The sequence below is a fragment of the Clostridium sp. DL1XJH146 genome, from assembly GCF_054819755.1.
This window is the reverse complement of the sequence record NZ_JBTVVN010000063.1, coordinates 1-14,889: the sequence shown is the minus strand read 5'-3', so window position 1 is coordinate 14,889 and position 14,889 is coordinate 1. Positions and strand designations below refer to the sequence as shown.

General features: G+C 28.5%; 14 protein-coding genes. 13 read left to right on the top strand and 1 reads right to left on the bottom strand.

Annotated features, from left to right (window positions below; all coding sequences use genetic code 11):
• Positions 1–440: 440 nt before the first annotated feature.
• Both ACVHXK_RS17615 and ACVHXK_RS17610 read left to right on the top strand, forming a co-directional pair.
• On the top strand, positions 441–1,721 hold the full coding sequence (locus ACVHXK_RS17615) for an L-cysteine desulfidase family protein (protein WP_461207721.1): 1,281 nt from the start codon (positions 441–443) through the stop codon (positions 1,719–1,721).
• Positions 1,722–1,800: 79 nt separating this feature from the next.
• Positions 1,801–3,096 (top strand): MerR family transcriptional regulator, encoded by a 1,296-nt coding sequence (locus ACVHXK_RS17610; RefSeq protein WP_461207720.1) that lies wholly within the window; start codon positions 1,801–1,803, stop codon positions 3,094–3,096.
• Between the two features lie 109 nt (positions 3,097–3,205).
• Here ACVHXK_RS17610 and ACVHXK_RS17605 read toward each other — a convergent pair whose 3' ends face one another.
• On the bottom strand, positions 3,206–3,802 hold the full coding sequence (locus tag ACVHXK_RS17605; RefSeq protein ID WP_461207719.1) for a class D sortase: 597 nt from the start codon (positions 3,800–3,802) through the stop codon (positions 3,206–3,208).
• A 136-nt stretch (positions 3,803–3,938) separates the two neighbouring features.
• Between ACVHXK_RS17605 and ACVHXK_RS17600 the strand changes: the two genes are divergently transcribed.
• The 11 genes from ACVHXK_RS17600 (at position 3,939) to ACVHXK_RS17550 (ending at position 14,798) form a co-directional block, all read left to right on the top strand.
• A complete protein-coding gene (locus ACVHXK_RS17600; protein WP_461207718.1) occupies positions 3,939–4,544 on the top strand; it encodes a LuxR C-terminal-related transcriptional regulator in 606 nt (201 codons plus the stop codon).
• 7 nt (positions 4,545–4,551) lie between these two features.
• Complete coding sequence (locus ACVHXK_RS17595; protein ID WP_461207717.1) at positions 4,552–5,070, top strand: hypothetical protein; 519 nt, start codon at positions 4,552–4,554, stop codon at positions 5,068–5,070.
• A 31-nt stretch (positions 5,071–5,101) separates the two neighbouring features.
• On the top strand, positions 5,102–6,304 hold the full coding sequence (locus tag ACVHXK_RS17590; protein WP_461207716.1) for a signal peptidase I: 1,203 nt from the start codon (positions 5,102–5,104) through the stop codon (positions 6,302–6,304).
• Between the two features lie 321 nt (positions 6,305–6,625).
• Positions 6,626–7,345, top strand: a complete 720-nt coding sequence (locus tag ACVHXK_RS17585) for a hypothetical protein (protein ID WP_461207715.1) — start codon at positions 6,626–6,628, stop codon at positions 7,343–7,345.
• A 120-nt stretch (positions 7,346–7,465) separates the two neighbouring features.
• On the top strand, positions 7,466–8,524 hold the full coding sequence (locus tag ACVHXK_RS17580; RefSeq protein ID WP_461207714.1) for a DUF5305 domain-containing protein: 1,059 nt from the start codon (positions 7,466–7,468) through the stop codon (positions 8,522–8,524).
• A 31-nt stretch (positions 8,525–8,555) separates the two neighbouring features.
• Positions 8,556–9,245, top strand: coding sequence for an LPXTG cell wall anchor domain-containing protein (locus ACVHXK_RS17575; protein ID WP_461207713.1), 690 nt, complete (start codon positions 8,556–8,558; stop codon positions 9,243–9,245).
• Between the two features lie 306 nt (positions 9,246–9,551).
• Positions 9,552–11,018, top strand: coding sequence for an FAD-dependent oxidoreductase (locus ACVHXK_RS17570; protein ID WP_461207712.1), 1,467 nt, complete (start codon positions 9,552–9,554; stop codon positions 11,016–11,018).
• A gap of 28 nt (positions 11,019–11,046) precedes the next feature.
• Positions 11,047–11,433 carry a YkvA family protein gene (locus ACVHXK_RS17565; RefSeq protein WP_461207711.1) on the top strand — a complete coding sequence of 129 codons (387 nt, stop codon included), beginning with the start codon at positions 11,047–11,049 and terminating at the stop codon, positions 11,431–11,433.
• Positions 11,434–11,760: 327 nt separating this feature from the next.
• On the top strand, positions 11,761–12,393 hold the full coding sequence (locus ACVHXK_RS17560; protein ID WP_461207710.1) for a hypothetical protein: 633 nt from the start codon (positions 11,761–11,763) through the stop codon (positions 12,391–12,393).
• A gap of 286 nt (positions 12,394–12,679) precedes the next feature.
• A complete protein-coding gene (locus ACVHXK_RS17555; protein ID WP_461207709.1) occupies positions 12,680–13,354 on the top strand; it encodes a response regulator transcription factor in 675 nt (224 codons plus the stop codon).
• Between the two features lie 79 nt (positions 13,355–13,433).
• Positions 13,434–14,798 carry a sensor histidine kinase gene (locus ACVHXK_RS17550; protein WP_461207708.1) on the top strand — a complete coding sequence of 455 codons (1,365 nt, stop codon included), beginning with the start codon at positions 13,434–13,436 and terminating at the stop codon, positions 14,796–14,798.
• Positions 14,799–14,889: the final 91 nt, after the last annotated feature.

Below are 14,889 nucleotides of genomic sequence, written 5' to 3'. Positions count from 1 at the left end.
AGTATTAAAAGTATTAAAAGTATTAAAAGTATTAAAAGTATTAAAAGTATTAAAAGTATTAAAAGTATTAAAAGTATTAAAAGTATAGGTAAGTTAGTGATTTAGTCCATTTTACAGGTCGCTAAAAGAGTTAGAAAGGAATGTTTTTGATAGAAGTTAATTCAGAGATAATTGAATTAGAGTTTGGAAGTTAGTCATTTTCATCATTAATATAATGAATGAAGATGGCTAATTTCTTTTTTTGTTTCATTTGAAGAGAAATATATTATATTGAGTATTTACATAAATATCTCAAATCAATACCAATTAATGAATTGACAAAATTAAAACTATAATTTATTATATTATTGGATTATAACGGATAAAATTGATATTTTAATAATTTTTTACGGAATATATTGATTAGATTACAGAAAATGTTGCATAAGGGGTGCATTATATTGAATAATAATAATGAAAAGTTTGAGAAGTATACAAGCATATTGAAAGAAGAATTGGTACTTGCATTAGGTTGTACTGAACCTATAGCTATAGCTTTAGCTAGTGCTAGGTGTGTAGATGTTTTAGGTGAAAGACCAGATGAGATTATAGTTAATGTTAGTGGAAATATTATAAAGAATGTACAAGGAGTAATAATTCCAGGTACAAAAGAATTACGAGGTGTCGAACTTTCAGCTTTGCTTGGAATGATAGTAGGAAAGCCAGAAAAACAACTAGAAGTTCTGCAAGGATTGACTAAGGAACAAATTGAAGAGGCTATTTGCTTGCAACAATCTAATATATGCAGTATTAATCACGCTAAAGGAAAGCCAAAATTATATATTGAAATAATTATGAAAAAAGATGATAATTGTGTATCAGTTGAAGTTATGCATCAGCATACAAATGTAACTAGAATTATTAAAAATGGTAAGAATATTGCTTTTAATCCTTGTAAGGAAGAAGGATTTAATTCTTCTCTCACAGATAGGACAACCTTAAGTGTTGAAGGAATACTCCATTATGCAGATAATATAGACCTTGAAATTATTGAAAAGATATTTAAAAGTCAAATTGAGTATAATCTTAATATAGTTAAAGAAGGATTTAACTATGATTATGGGTTAAATGTAGGAAGAATATTATTAAAAAATGCAAATGGAAGCATTAAAGAGAAGATGAAAGCTTATGCTGCAAGTGGATCAGATGCTCGTATGAGCGGTTGTGACCTTCCAGTAATGATTAATTCAGGTAGTGGGAATCAAGGACTTACAATAGCATCACCTATATATATTTATGCAAAAGAGAATAATATTAATGATGAGCGACTTTATAGAGCTTTGGCAGTAGCCAATTTGATTCCAATTCACATTAAAACTCGTATTGGTAGATTATCAGCTTTTTGTGGGGCTATTACAGCAGGTATTGGTGTGGGTTGTGCTGTTACTTATTTAAATGGTGGAACTCTTAAGAATATTGAAGATACTATTAAAAATGGCATTGCGGATTTAACAGGAGTTATTTGTGACGGAGCAAAACCTTCTTGTGCAATAAAAATAGCGTCAAGTATTGATGCAGCATTTATGGCTTACCAATTAGCTATGGAAGGAAAGGTAGTTAAATCAGGAACAGGAATTATATGTGAATGTACTGAGGACACTATAAATAATGTAGCTAATATTGCCAGTGATGCTATGACTGAAACGGACGAAATGATTTTAAAAATTATGACAGCGCACTAAATTCAAAGAAATTACTTGACTTTCCCCTTACTAGAAGGTGTTAAATAGAGATAAAACTAGCCAAAGAGAGGTCATATTTATGAGAATTAAAGAAGTTGAAGAGATTACGGGACTGCCAGCAAAGACCATACGGTTTTATGAAAGTAAGGGGCTTATTTCTGTTAAGAGAAGTCATAATTCTTATAGGGAATACGATGAAGATACAGTTAAAGAGCTCAAAGAAATAAAATTATTTCGTAAGCTTGATATTTCTATTGCGGATATTAATGAATGGAAAGATGGGAATATACCTCTAGAAAATCTTATGCAACAAAGATTAGAGGAAATTGATAAAGATGAGATGATTATAAACGAGAAAAAAAGAACGTATAAGGATATTATAAAAGAGTTAGAAAAGAAATCTACAATTGATGTGGATTCATTTTTAGAAGAAGTAGAATTATATGAAAGTGATGATTATATAGATTTAATGAATGAGTTGGATGATATTTTTAGACCTAATTTGACAGTCCAAATTTTTCAAACTTTGATATTATCCGGACCTTTATTATGGCTATGGATTAATTTAAGTGAAAAAAAATATGATTTTATAGGAGAAAATATTATAGCATCTTTAATTTGTACTGTTTTATTAACTTTATCTTGGGGTTATTATTTTAGTAAAAGGAAAAGAAATAAAAATAAAGAAAAGAAAAAAGGAATACTAAAAGGACTTTTTACCTTTGTGGGTGTTATTGTAGCTATTATTCTTACGATTGGGTTCTTTGTACTTATTGCCGTTATTCAAGAAGCTATATTTGTACCTAAAGGATATTTACTATATATGTTTAAACCACCATATTCTTATTTAGTTTTCTTTTTTGAAATTGAATTAATAATAATTATAATGAACTTTGCCAATGTATTTGACAAGAATAAAGATTGGCAGTGGGCATCTAATATTACTAGGTTTGTAAAAAAAGGAATTACAATTTTAATTGCTATAAATTTAATTCTTTTTTACATATGCATTACAGGGATTACTGTTGTAACAGAAGATAAAATTGTAGATTATAGCTTTTATAATCCTAAGGGAACAAATTATTCTTATGAGGATATTGATAAGGTAGAAACGGGATTCAAAGGTAAAGCCTCTGGTGTACTTAAAAAGAATGCAGGGGAATTCTTTTATATTACTACTTTTAGTGATGGAACTGAAATTAATTTTTGGCAACCAAATAGTGAATATGAAGATACCTACCTAGAGCTAGAAATATTTGATGAAATAATTATGAAATCGAGTGCTGAAAAGAATTCTTCCACAGAAAATAACCAGTATTGTGATTTAGATCATAGATATGTGGACAGGTTCTTGAGAATTGTGGATAATAAATAAAATTAGATAAAATAGATAGATTTGTGTAAACTCAAATCTATCTATTTTTTTATGTATTATGAGTTTTTAAAGTTAATGATAAATTTACTTAATAAACATTTGATTTATGTTATTGTATGAGTTCTGCAATTATCATAAGTCTATGAGTAGCAATTCTTACAGGATGACATGTTATTAATGTTAAGAGTTTGCTATTAGTTGTTTTCAAATTAGCATCTATATCTTCAGGTAAAACAATAATTTTCTCAATAACTGTATAGGTAAATTCTTGATTTTCGCTAGTGATTTTTATTTCATCGCCTATAGAAAGTTCATTTAATCTATTGAAATGTCTACCATATGTATAACTTCTGTGACCTAAAATAATACAATTCCCCTTTTCACCAGGAGGAGATGAGTAGCTGTCATGGGAAGCAGATAAATTTAAATTCTCTTTAGTAACCCCTTCAAGTAGGGGCATTTTTAGCGATATTTTTTCTATTTCTATAATGCTATTTTCTGAAATGTTAGTTGATGTCGTATTAGTAGCCTTAGAATTTTCAGAGTTTTTTAAGGCTATAGCCATTTCAGGTTCTTGATTAATATCTGATTCCATTTGGTTTAAAATTTCGTATTGTTTTAAGTCGGTTATTTTTTTTGATATTAAAGGTAAAAGTAGTATAAAAATTCCTGTAATTATGATAAATATACTCCATTTTTTTCTCATAATAACTCCTTATCTAAAATATATTATTTATAGATTTAAATTATATATTAAAAAAATATTTATTATATTTTATTCTAAAAAAATGAAATTATTTCTTTATTTTAATCATATATTTAAGAAATGTGGAGGCATGTTAATGAAAATTCTTGTAGTTGATAATTGCCCATTGATAAGAGTTGGATTATCTACAATACTTGCAGTTGAAGATAATGTGGAGGAAATAATGGAATCTTCTAATATATCTGAGACCAACAAAATACTAGCACAACAAAAGCCTGATATTGCTATTGTGGACTTACAACTCGGTATAGAAAATGGATTAGATATAGTTGAAAAAGCAAAAGAGAAAGGTTGTAAAACAAAAATCATTATTTTTACATCTTCTATGAGAAGTAAGGATATATTGAGGGCACAACGAAGTGATGTCAGGGGCTATATATTGAAGACTGCATTTCCGGAAGATATATTATATGTATTACATATTGTTAATAGGGGTGAAAAATTCTTTGATACTCAAATTTTTAAGAATAATAATAGTGATATAAATATAAAAAAGCTTACTGTCAGAGAAAAAGAAGTATTAATGGAATTAGGGAAAGGGGGTAGTAATTCTGAAATAAGCAAAGCCTTATTCATATCTGAAAATACAGTTAAAAAACATATTAGCAATATTTTGTACAAGTTAGGTTTAAAGCATAGAACAGAAGCAGCACTATTAATAAACAATTTAGAGAGGAGGTGAAAAATAAATGAGAATTAAAAGAAAGAAGAATAGTTTTATGAATAGAACTTTAATAGTAGCTTTTTCTATTACTTTTTTCTTAAGTATGGGAGTATGTTATGGAGAATGGAATGAAAACATCAAAGTAAATACTGAAATCTCTATGGGAGAAATGAATCCATACTTTAGTGAAGTAGAAGTTATTAAAACAGAGGGTGAAGGAACAGTCCAAATAGATTGTAATGATCATAATATTAATATTGTTTCAGGTGAAATTGGAGCAGATTATGTAGGGACTATAAATTATAAAATTCGTAATAAGGGAACAATGCCTGTTTGTTCTGAGCTTGGTAGAGTCAATTACGGAAATGTAGAATTTATAACTGGAAGCATTGATATAAAACCAAAGCCTGATAATGGACAGTATACCTATAGTATTGATAAGGAAATTCTATTTAAACCAGAAAATATTAGTAATACTGTAGGTTATAATTCATGGTTTGAAAAATTATTAATCAGCGGTGAAGTAGAAGTTAACGCAATGTAGAATCAACAATATAACTTAACGGAGGAAAGAAATGAGTTCGAAAGAAAAGTTTAAACCTACACAACCGTCTAAAATAAAGTGCTTATTATTGTTAGGAATATTGAGTAGTATGTATATTTTAGAAAATTTATCTTTCTTTTCTTTTAACAAAGGAATGATTTTTAAATTTATTGTAATACCTATTCTTTGGTGTATAGTGGTTGGCTTTGTCTGGTTATTGCCAAGAATTAGGGCTAAAAGTAAGTTGAAATACAGAGGGTTAATAAATTGCTGGGCATTAATTTTTGCTGTATTGTATATTGCAATTGCAATTTTTGCAGGTTTTATTATAGATGGTTTTGGGAAAAGTCCTTATGATCATTCCTTTGCTGGTATTATTGTAAACATTATATATGTAGGGGCTGCATTAGTTGGAAGAGAATTTGTAAGAAGTTATCTGGCAAATAGTTTGACTAAGAAGGGAAATTTCCTGATTTTTATACTAATAGCTTTATTTATGACAGTTATTAGTATATCTTTCAATCGATATATTAAAATTGAGGGGAATGTTGAACTAGTTGAATTTATGGCTCAGTATTTTGTGCCAGAATTTTCTCAGAATTTATTTTCTACTTATTTAGTTTTTTTAGGAGGACCTTTGACATCTATAATTTATTTAGGAATTGTGCAAGGATTTCATTGGTTTTCGCCTATACTTCCAAATTTAAAATGGATTACAACAGCATTGGTAGGGGTTTTAAGTCCTGTATTTTTTCTTATGCTTCTTGAAAGTATTTATTTAAAGGAAACGAAACAACTTAAAAGAATAGAAGAACAGGATACCCCAGTTAAATCAATTATTACTTGTGTAATTGCTATAGGGATCATATGGTTTTCAGTTGGGGTATTTCCTATTTCACCTTCAGTAATAGCTACAGGAAGTATGGAGCCTTTTATAAAACCAGGAGATGTAATTTTGGTAAAAAAAATAGAGGTTGATGATATTAAAATAGATGATATTATTCAATTTGAAAGAGGGAATATTTTAATCTCTCATAGAGTGGTAGGTATAGTAGAAGAAGATAATACAATAGGTTATCAAACTAAAGGTGATAATAATTCATCTCCAGATATTGAAATTGTAAAACAAGAGGAAGTACGGGGAAAGGTTATAAAAGTAGTTCCCAAAATAGGATGGCCTACACTATTTATTAAAAGCAAGAAAGATGTTCCTTTAGAAGAAATAGAATTTTAAATATTTTATAAGCAATATAAAAAATTATCTGTTGCTTTTTTCTTTAATTTTTTCTTTGGGTTTTAATGGACTGCTGATATTAAAAAAATTTTAATACAGTGGTTTATTACAACTTAATATGATAGCAGTAAAGTGAACTTCAGTATACTACTTTAGGATTATACAATATTACTCTTTAGGATGACCTATTATAAGTAAAAAAAACTATATTTATTATAGTGAGGTATCAAAGACTTAAATTGAAGAAAATAGTCTGTGATTTAAATCTTACATAACAAATATATTTAAAAGTTAAAAGAGTAAAAAAAGGAGAGGTTGAAAGTGAAAAAATCAAAGGTTATTGCTTTAGCTTTAGCAGTAGGAATTATGCTGATGGGCGCAGGTTATGCAGAGTGGGTATCAGATGTGAAGATTGATAACACTATAGAAACAGGGGAGTTAGCGGTTGAAATTCAAGGAGTTAAATCAAATGTAAAAGTAAATGAAGTAAATGATGTATCTGATTTTCCGTATAATTATTGGCATAATTATATGGAATCTTATGATAATATTCAAGTAGCTGTGCCTAGTGTTAAGAAAAATACAGCATCATTCCAATTTGAAAATTTATTTCCAGGCACAAAAGCTATTGTAGGGTTACAAGCAAAAAACACAGGAACAATGATTGCTAGTGTTAAACATGTAAGTGTGCAATATGATACTTTGAGTTTAGGCGGAGATGGTAGTAAAGATTTAGAAGCTGCAATGATGGTTAATTATTTTTTTGTAATAAGAAATGATGAGGGAATGTTAACTACACCTATAAAAGGGCGTTGTTCCTTAGCAGAATTACAAACAAGACTTAATGATGAATTACAGGGTCAAGTGTTATATCCTGATTATGAATTAATAACTTGGGACGATACAGTAAATGCGAATAATATCTTTAGATTTGAGATTCCTTATGATTCATTACATGGAAATGAAGGAGAAAACGAAAAGCTTAATATAAAAATTGATTTTGAATTTGGTCAAGATAATTTAAATGTTCCTTTAGGTTAATCCAATATACAGAGTTAGCTTTATATTACTAATTCTGTAATATTTTATACTTGAAGTAAGAAGATTAAAAGGAATAATTTATATAGAATACTAGCTTTTATAAAGTGGGAGTTGCTGCAAATGAAAGTAAATATTAATATGAAAAAACTTAATATTAATAAAAAAATAAGATTTAGTTTAATAGGAATTATAGTTATTGTGGTAGGTGTTTTCTCGTTTTTGTTATATAAAACTATTGATAGTCCAGGCTGTGAAGAAAAAATAACAAGTTTATATAGTTATAATAATAAAGCAGAAGTTACGTATAATGTTTCTTTGAAGGAAAATAGTTTATATGATGGAGAAAGCATCGGACAGGGTGAATTTTATATTGCAAAATATATAGATAATATAAATACTTCTATGAATTATGAATATACAGGAGAAACTAAAGCTGATATTAAAGGAGACTATGAAATATATGCAATAGTTGAAGGTTACACAGGTGAAGAAGAAAGCTATGAGACTATATGGCAAAAGAAATATATTCTTAGTCCAAAAGAAAGCTTTGAAGCAAATGATAAAACAATAACTTTAGAAAAAGAAATTCCTATAAATTTTAATGAATATAATGATTTTACTGCACAATTATTTGAAGATTCTAATATAAGTACAGAAGCAAAAGTGACAGTTTTTTGGGATATTAACGTTAGTACAAATACAGATAAAGGATTAGTTGAAGAAAAAATATCTCCTAAAATGGAAATTCCATTGAATGAAAAATATTTTAAAATTACTGGTGAATTAGTACAGGATAAGCAGGGAAATATTGAAAAAACAGAGCAAGTGACATTACCAGTGAATAAGGTTCAGGTATCAATATACAGTGTATTTATTGTACTATTACTAGTTATTTCAGCAATCTTAATATTCTGCGCAAAAGAAACTGATAAAATAAGTTCACTAGAAAAGAATTTGAAAAGTATTTTTAAAATCTATGGTGATAGATTGGTAGCATTAAATAGTAAAGCAGATGGTGATATTGATAATTATAATGAAGTAAAATCCATAGAAGATTTAGTTAGGATAGCGGATGATATAGGAAAACCTATTATATACAAACATAGTGATGACTTTAAGGAAATAACAAAGTTTTATGTTTTTGATGAAACTAAAACGTTTATTTTATATATTGATTGATAGTTAATATTTTTAGGGAGGTGATATATAAATGAATAAGAACCATAAAAATAGATTTAGATTTATAATGGTTTTATCTATTCTTATATTATTTATATGTTCCACAGTCAATGCATCTCCATTAGATAAAATTACAGTTTTTATTTCAAAGGTTACATCGGCTAATGATATTTCAGTATTCGTAAAAGAGGATACGGATTTGTATCCTGGATGTATTATGAAAAAAGATGTTTCCATGGTTAATAATAATTCTTTTAAAACTGTACTTGAGGGAATAAGTTTATCTGATTTTAAAGTATCTCGTAAAAATGGAGAAAACCTTAGTTTTGATAATCCAACTTCGCAAGAGTTTATGAAATATGCAAAGGTTCAAGTGCTGAAAGATAATAAAGTAATCTTGGATACTAATTTTCAGAATTTAAAAGATAGCAAAGAATTGTTTAGTGATACAGATAAAATTACTTTTGAAAAAGATGAAGAGAAAGCTATTTCAATTTTGGTTTCTTTAGATCAGATGGCAGGTAACAATACTCAAAACTTAATATGTACATTTGAAACAAATATGCATTTTACCAGTGCAACTGTTCCAAGTTTATATCCAAAAACTGGTGAATCAACACCGTGGAAGTTGTATATTGTAGGACTCACATTAGTTGGTTTAGGCATTTTGGCTATGATTAAACGTAAAGGAAGAAATAGATTAAGAGAAATTTCTTTTTAAATATTTATAAATAAGCACTTGAATATATAGAAACTGACTTATTAATCACAGAATATAACCAGTATTGTGATTTAGATCAGAGATATGTGGACAGGTTCTTAAGAATTGTGGATAATAAATAATAGAATGTTGAAAAGTAAGCTAGAGTAAATAGAGCTAGTTTACTTTTTTATTTTTTGACAATTTGAAGTTAAATTTATATTTTTTCTCTTCGCATATTCTTAAATAATTGATATTGGCAGTAATGCTTCTCAGTGATATCATATAAGTATTAAGGTGTGCATTAAAACATTGGAGGAAATGAATATGTATGATATAGCTATAATAGGTGCAGGGGTAATTGGCTGTGGTATTGCAAGAGAATTATCTAGATATAATTTAAGAATCCTTTTATTAGAGAAAGAAAATGACGTAAGTCAAGGAGCATCAAAGGCTAATAGTGGTATTGTTCATGGTGGTTATGATGCTAAACACGGTACTAAAAAAGGCTATTTTTCAAGAAAAGGAAATAGAATGTATGAAAAGCTCAATAAAGAACTCAATTTTGGATACTTAGAATGCGGTAGCTTAGTACTTGCATTTGATGATGATGAAATAAAAACCTTATACAAAATAATGGAAAATGGCATTAAGAATGGTGTAGATGATTTAAAGATAATTGATAAGGATGAAATTTTAGAATTAGAACCTCACGTAAATAAAGATGTAAAAGGGGCCCTTTATTGTCCTACTGCAGGGATAACTAGTCCCTATGAATTGACTATTGCTTTTGCAGAAAATGCAATAGAAAATGGAGTAGAATTAAGATTAAAATCAGAAGTTATTTCTATAGATAAAAATGAAGATGCATTTAAGATAATTATTAATAAGATGGTTACAGGAAAAACTGAAGAAATAAAAGCAAAATACGTAATAAATTGTGCTGGTGCGTATAGTGATAAAATAGCAAATATGGTAGGTATTAATGATTTTTATATTATACCAAGAAGAGGTGAATATATTCTTCTTAATAAAAACCAAGGTCATTTTGCAAATAGCGTGCTTTTTCAAACACCTACTGAAAAAGGTAAAGGTATATTAGTTACTAGAACATATCATGGGAATTTGATGCTTGGACCAAATGCTGAAGAAATGCAGGACCCAACAGAAGTAGGAACAGACCTTGAAAATTTGAAATATATCGCAAAAACAGCGAGAAAAACAGTGAAGAATTTTGACTTGAAATACACACTAAGGTCCTTTGCAGGGATAAGAGTTACAAGTAGTGTACATGATTTTATAATAGGAGAAACAAAGATTAAAAACTTTATTAATGTGGCAGGAATAGAATCACCAGGTATAACTTCAAGTCCTGCAATTGCGAAATATGTTGCTGAAATAGTTAAAGAACTTGAAGAAAACTTAGAAGAAAATAAAGAATTCAATCCATATAGAAAAGCGATTATTGTAAATAAAGATGAAAATTTTGATGGCAAAATTGATCATGAAGAAAAAGATAAAAATATAATATGCAGATGTGAAAAAGTAACAGAAGAAGAAATAATCGATGCGATGAATAGAGGTATTCCAATAGATTCTCTAGATGCAATAAAGAGAAGAACAAGAGCAGGAATGGGACCTTGTCAAGGAAGTTTTTGTAGCAAGAGAGTTGCAGCAATTATAGCTAGAGAAAATAATATAAATATAGAAGATGTAACACTTAGAGGAAAAGGATCTTCTTCTTTACCAAATAGGGAAGATAGAATGTTTTGGAGAAAGATTGAAGAAAGATAAAAATAAAATTGTAAATTGTGGGTAGAGGATGATCATTATAAAAAAATGGATTAATGATAAGAAAGTAAAAGCAAAAGAACTAAAAAAGAATATTTATGTGCTTTTTTTAGCATATAAAAACCCTAAAACTCCTTGGTATGCAAAAGTATTTGCAGCAATTATAGTTTCATATGCACTAAGTCCTATAGATTTGATACCTGATTTCATACCTGTTTTGGGATTTTTAGATGATATAATTTTACTTCCAATAGGTATAACTATAGCAATAAAGCTTATACCAACAGAAGTAATTGATGAGTGCAAAGTAATACAAGAAAATGAGGATAATATTAAGAAAAAAGGATTGGTAGCGGGGGGAGTTATATTTTTATTCTGGGCAATTATTATTGGTTTGTTAGTTAAAAATTTTATCTAGAGCGTGTATAGATATTGTTTGAATATAGCCAAATGTATATATGGTTAAACCACAAAAAGTAAGTTGAACTAAAATCAGCAACAATATCTACCGCAGATTGATACGTTCTGACGCTATATATTGTTGCTGAAGTTCAACTAAATTACTTTTTGTGGCATAACCAATATATAAGTTTAAAACGACGGGTTAGTAACTGTCGTTTTTTTTTGCCATATTTTCGTCACATCGGAGAACTATTATTAAGGTAGTTAATAAAAAGTATTATTTAATAGTGATTTTGGCAAATAAGCTTATAAAGTATTAACTATAAAAAAGGAGATGGACTTTATGAAAAATAAATTCAAGAAAATTGGTGTAACAGTATTAATAATTGGAACTTTGATTACGGGAATAGTTCTGACAGGTTGTAAAAATAACCAGTTAGATGAGACTACTACAAATATTAGTAGTAATGAAGAAATGGATGTAAAAAGTGAAAATTCTAATGAAACAGAAAATTATGGGGCAAAAGGTGCTTCTACAACAGAAGATTATACCATTAAAGAGATGTTGCAATATGCTCTAGAGGATGAGCATTTGGCATACGCAGAATATGAACTGATTATTAATGAATTAGGAGCAGAAAGACCTTTTACTAATATTATTAAAGCAGAAGAAAAACATATAGAAGAAGTAGAAATATTATATGATGCCTATGATATGGAAATTCCAGAGGTAGATGCAAGTGAACATATAATATTACCAAATTCAATTGAAGAAGCACTCTATGCAGGAGTAGATGCAGAAATTGAAAATATAGCAATGTATGAAAAGTTTTTATCACAAGATATACCTGATGATATTAGAGAAGTTTTTGTAGCTTTGAAAGAAGCATCTGAATCACACTTAGCAGCATTTGAAGGCAGCAATGGACAAGGCGAAGGAGCAGGTCAATCAGGTGGCAATAGGGGCTCAAATTAAAGAGCTTTTTAAAACATAATTGCCGTCAATGAGGTTCTATTGGTATAATTATATTATGAATTTAATTAAAGATTCTTTACTTAAAGTGAAGAATCTTTAACTTTAGATAATAATAGATTTACTTATTTACCAATGGAATACATAATATAATTTACTGCGCAACTATAAACACTTAATTAAGAACTAAGAAGTGTGGATTATAAACTGTTAATCGTGCACTATGGATTTTGAACTAAGAACTTTAAACTGTGACCTGTGACCTGTTCACTAAGGAGGGGCTAATCATATGTATGGTATTAATATTTTACTTGTTGAAGACGACCACCGTATTAGAGAAATCGTTAAAAAATATTTAGAACATCAAGAATTTATAGTTTATGAAGCTGCAACTGGTACAGATGCTTTTGAACAATTAGAAGAAAGAGAATACCATTTGATTTTATTAGATGTTATGCTTCCTGATAAGGACGGATGGACTATTTTGAAGAAAATACGTGAGACTATAGATACACCAGTTATTATGTTAACGGCTAGAAGTGAGGAAGAGGATAAACTTTTTGGCTTTGAATTAGGAGCAGATGATTATGTAACAAAACCTTTTAGTAATAAATTATTACTAGCTAGGATTAAAGCAGTTTTGAAAAGAAATAAAGTAGCTTCTATTAGTAATGAAATAATAATCAATAGTATTAAAATAAATAAGGATCAGAGAGAAGTCTTTGTGGAGAATGAGAAGATTAAGGTAACTCCTATTGAATACAGTTTACTTCTATATTTTATAGATAATATAAATATTGCTTTATCAAGAACCCAGATTTTGAACTTTGTTTGGGGGTTTGATTATTTTGGAGATGAAAGAACTGTTGATACACATCTTAAAAGGCTTAGAAAAAAATTAGGAAATGAAAGTAAGTGTATAAAAACAGTTATTGGCTACGGATATAAAATGGTAAAGGAATAAGAGTGAATAACAAAATATGAGAATATTAAATTAAAAAAGTAAAATAGGATAAAAGTTAATTAGTATAGGATGGTGAAAAATGAAGAATAAATCAATTTCTTTTAAGATATTTATGGTGTTTTTAATGTTTACAATAGGGATATTTTTATTAATAGGAATATTTTCAAAGGTGTTTTTGCCTAAATACTATCTAAATAAAAAAATGGGGAGTATAAGCGAATATACAGATTATGTAAGAAATAATTATGAAGAATTGAATGAAGAAGAAATTGTTGAGGAGTTTAACGCTTTGAAAAACTCTGTGGGTGGAGATATTTATGTATTAGATGAAAATGGGACAATAAGAGGAGCTGGAAAATATAAAAATAGTGAGGATGCTCATTATGAAGCAGAAGGTGATTTTTTTGAAGCGCAATTCGTAAATAAAAAAGGAATTGAGATGTATACTTTTGGAGTAAATATTAATAATGAGTACCTTATATATGAAGTTTCTATACAATCATTGGAGGGCGCAGTAGATGTAATAATGGAGTTTCTACTTATAATGTTGATATTTTGTTTAGTTATAGCAGCTTTAGTCTCTTATTTTATATCAATTAATATTACAAAACCTATTAAGCAATTAAATGAATTAGCTAAGAAAATGAAAGATAAAAAAGTTCAAACACTCCAAATTTCACAAAGTAGAGATGAAATTGGTGAATTGAATCAATCTATAAATCTTTTATACGAAGAGCTATTATCAAATATTCAACAATTAGAAACAGAACTTAAAAAAGAAAGAACAGTAGAAAAAATGAAAAAGCAATTTCTTGCTCAAGCAACCCATGAACTTAAGACTCCACTTGCCGTAATTCAAGGGTATGCAGAATTGGTAAGTGATCATATTTATAGTAATGAAGAGGAAAGGGATCATTATATACAGAGTATTTATGATGAAACAGAAAATATGAATAAGCTAATTATGGATGTGCTAGAATATTCTAAAATGGAAAGTGGATTTTTCAGTATTCGTAAGGAAGAAGTTTTTGTAAATCCTTGGATTAATAATGTTGTAAAAACATTTAAAGATATTATAGAGAAAAAAGACATTATATTTACAGTTAATAATAAGGTGGGGGATTTATGCGTGTACATGGATGCTTTTAGAATGGAGCAGGTTGTGAAAAATCTACTATCTAATGCTATGGAATTTTCTGATAATGAAATTATTTTAAATGCCTATAATTTAAATGATGGACTTGTTATTGAGGTTATTAACACAGGTGAGAAAATTGATGAAGATGCGTTACCTTTTGTATTTGATAGTTTTTATAAGAAGAAGGGAAAGAAGAGCGGTACGGGGCTTGGACTTGCTATTGTCAAAGAAATTGTGAATATGCATGATGGAGTTTATAGAGTTGAGAATTTGGAGAATGGGGTTAAGTTTTCTGTGGCAATATAGGAGAAATAATTAATAATGCACAATGCAGTGCGTCCAGCTAAGCTGGACCATACTAACTGATGAAAGTTCAGTCGAGGTAATTGCCAAGAAG

Coding starts and splice junctions, on each gene's coding strand:
- ACVHXK_RS17555 (WP_461207709.1), top strand. CDS start 12,680: ATGTATGGTATTAATATTTTACTTGTTGAAGACGACCACCGTATTAGA.
- ACVHXK_RS17595 (WP_461207717.1), top strand. CDS start 4,552: ATGAGAATTAAAAGAAAGAAGAATAGTTTTATGAATAGAACTTTAATA.
- ACVHXK_RS17565 (WP_461207711.1), top strand. CDS start 11,047: ATGATCATTATAAAAAAATGGATTAATGATAAGAAAGTAAAAGCAAAA.
- ACVHXK_RS17605 (WP_461207719.1), bottom strand. CDS start 3,802: ATGAGAAAAAAATGGAGTATATTTATCATAATTACAGGAATTTTTATA.
- ACVHXK_RS17610 (WP_461207720.1), top strand. CDS start 1,801: ATGAGAATTAAAGAAGTTGAAGAGATTACGGGACTGCCAGCAAAGACC.
- ACVHXK_RS17575 (WP_461207713.1), top strand. CDS start 8,556: ATGAATAAGAACCATAAAAATAGATTTAGATTTATAATGGTTTTATCT.
- ACVHXK_RS17600 (WP_461207718.1), top strand. CDS start 3,939: ATGAAAATTCTTGTAGTTGATAATTGCCCATTGATAAGAGTTGGATTA.
- ACVHXK_RS17590 (WP_461207716.1), top strand. CDS start 5,102: ATGAGTTCGAAAGAAAAGTTTAAACCTACACAACCGTCTAAAATAAAG.
- ACVHXK_RS17550 (WP_461207708.1), top strand. CDS start 13,434: ATGAAGAATAAATCAATTTCTTTTAAGATATTTATGGTGTTTTTAATG.
- ACVHXK_RS17580 (WP_461207714.1), top strand. CDS start 7,466: ATGAAAGTAAATATTAATATGAAAAAACTTAATATTAATAAAAAAATA.
- ACVHXK_RS17560 (WP_461207710.1), top strand. CDS start 11,761: ATGAAAAATAAATTCAAGAAAATTGGTGTAACAGTATTAATAATTGGA.
- ACVHXK_RS17570 (WP_461207712.1), top strand. CDS start 9,552: ATGTATGATATAGCTATAATAGGTGCAGGGGTAATTGGCTGTGGTATT.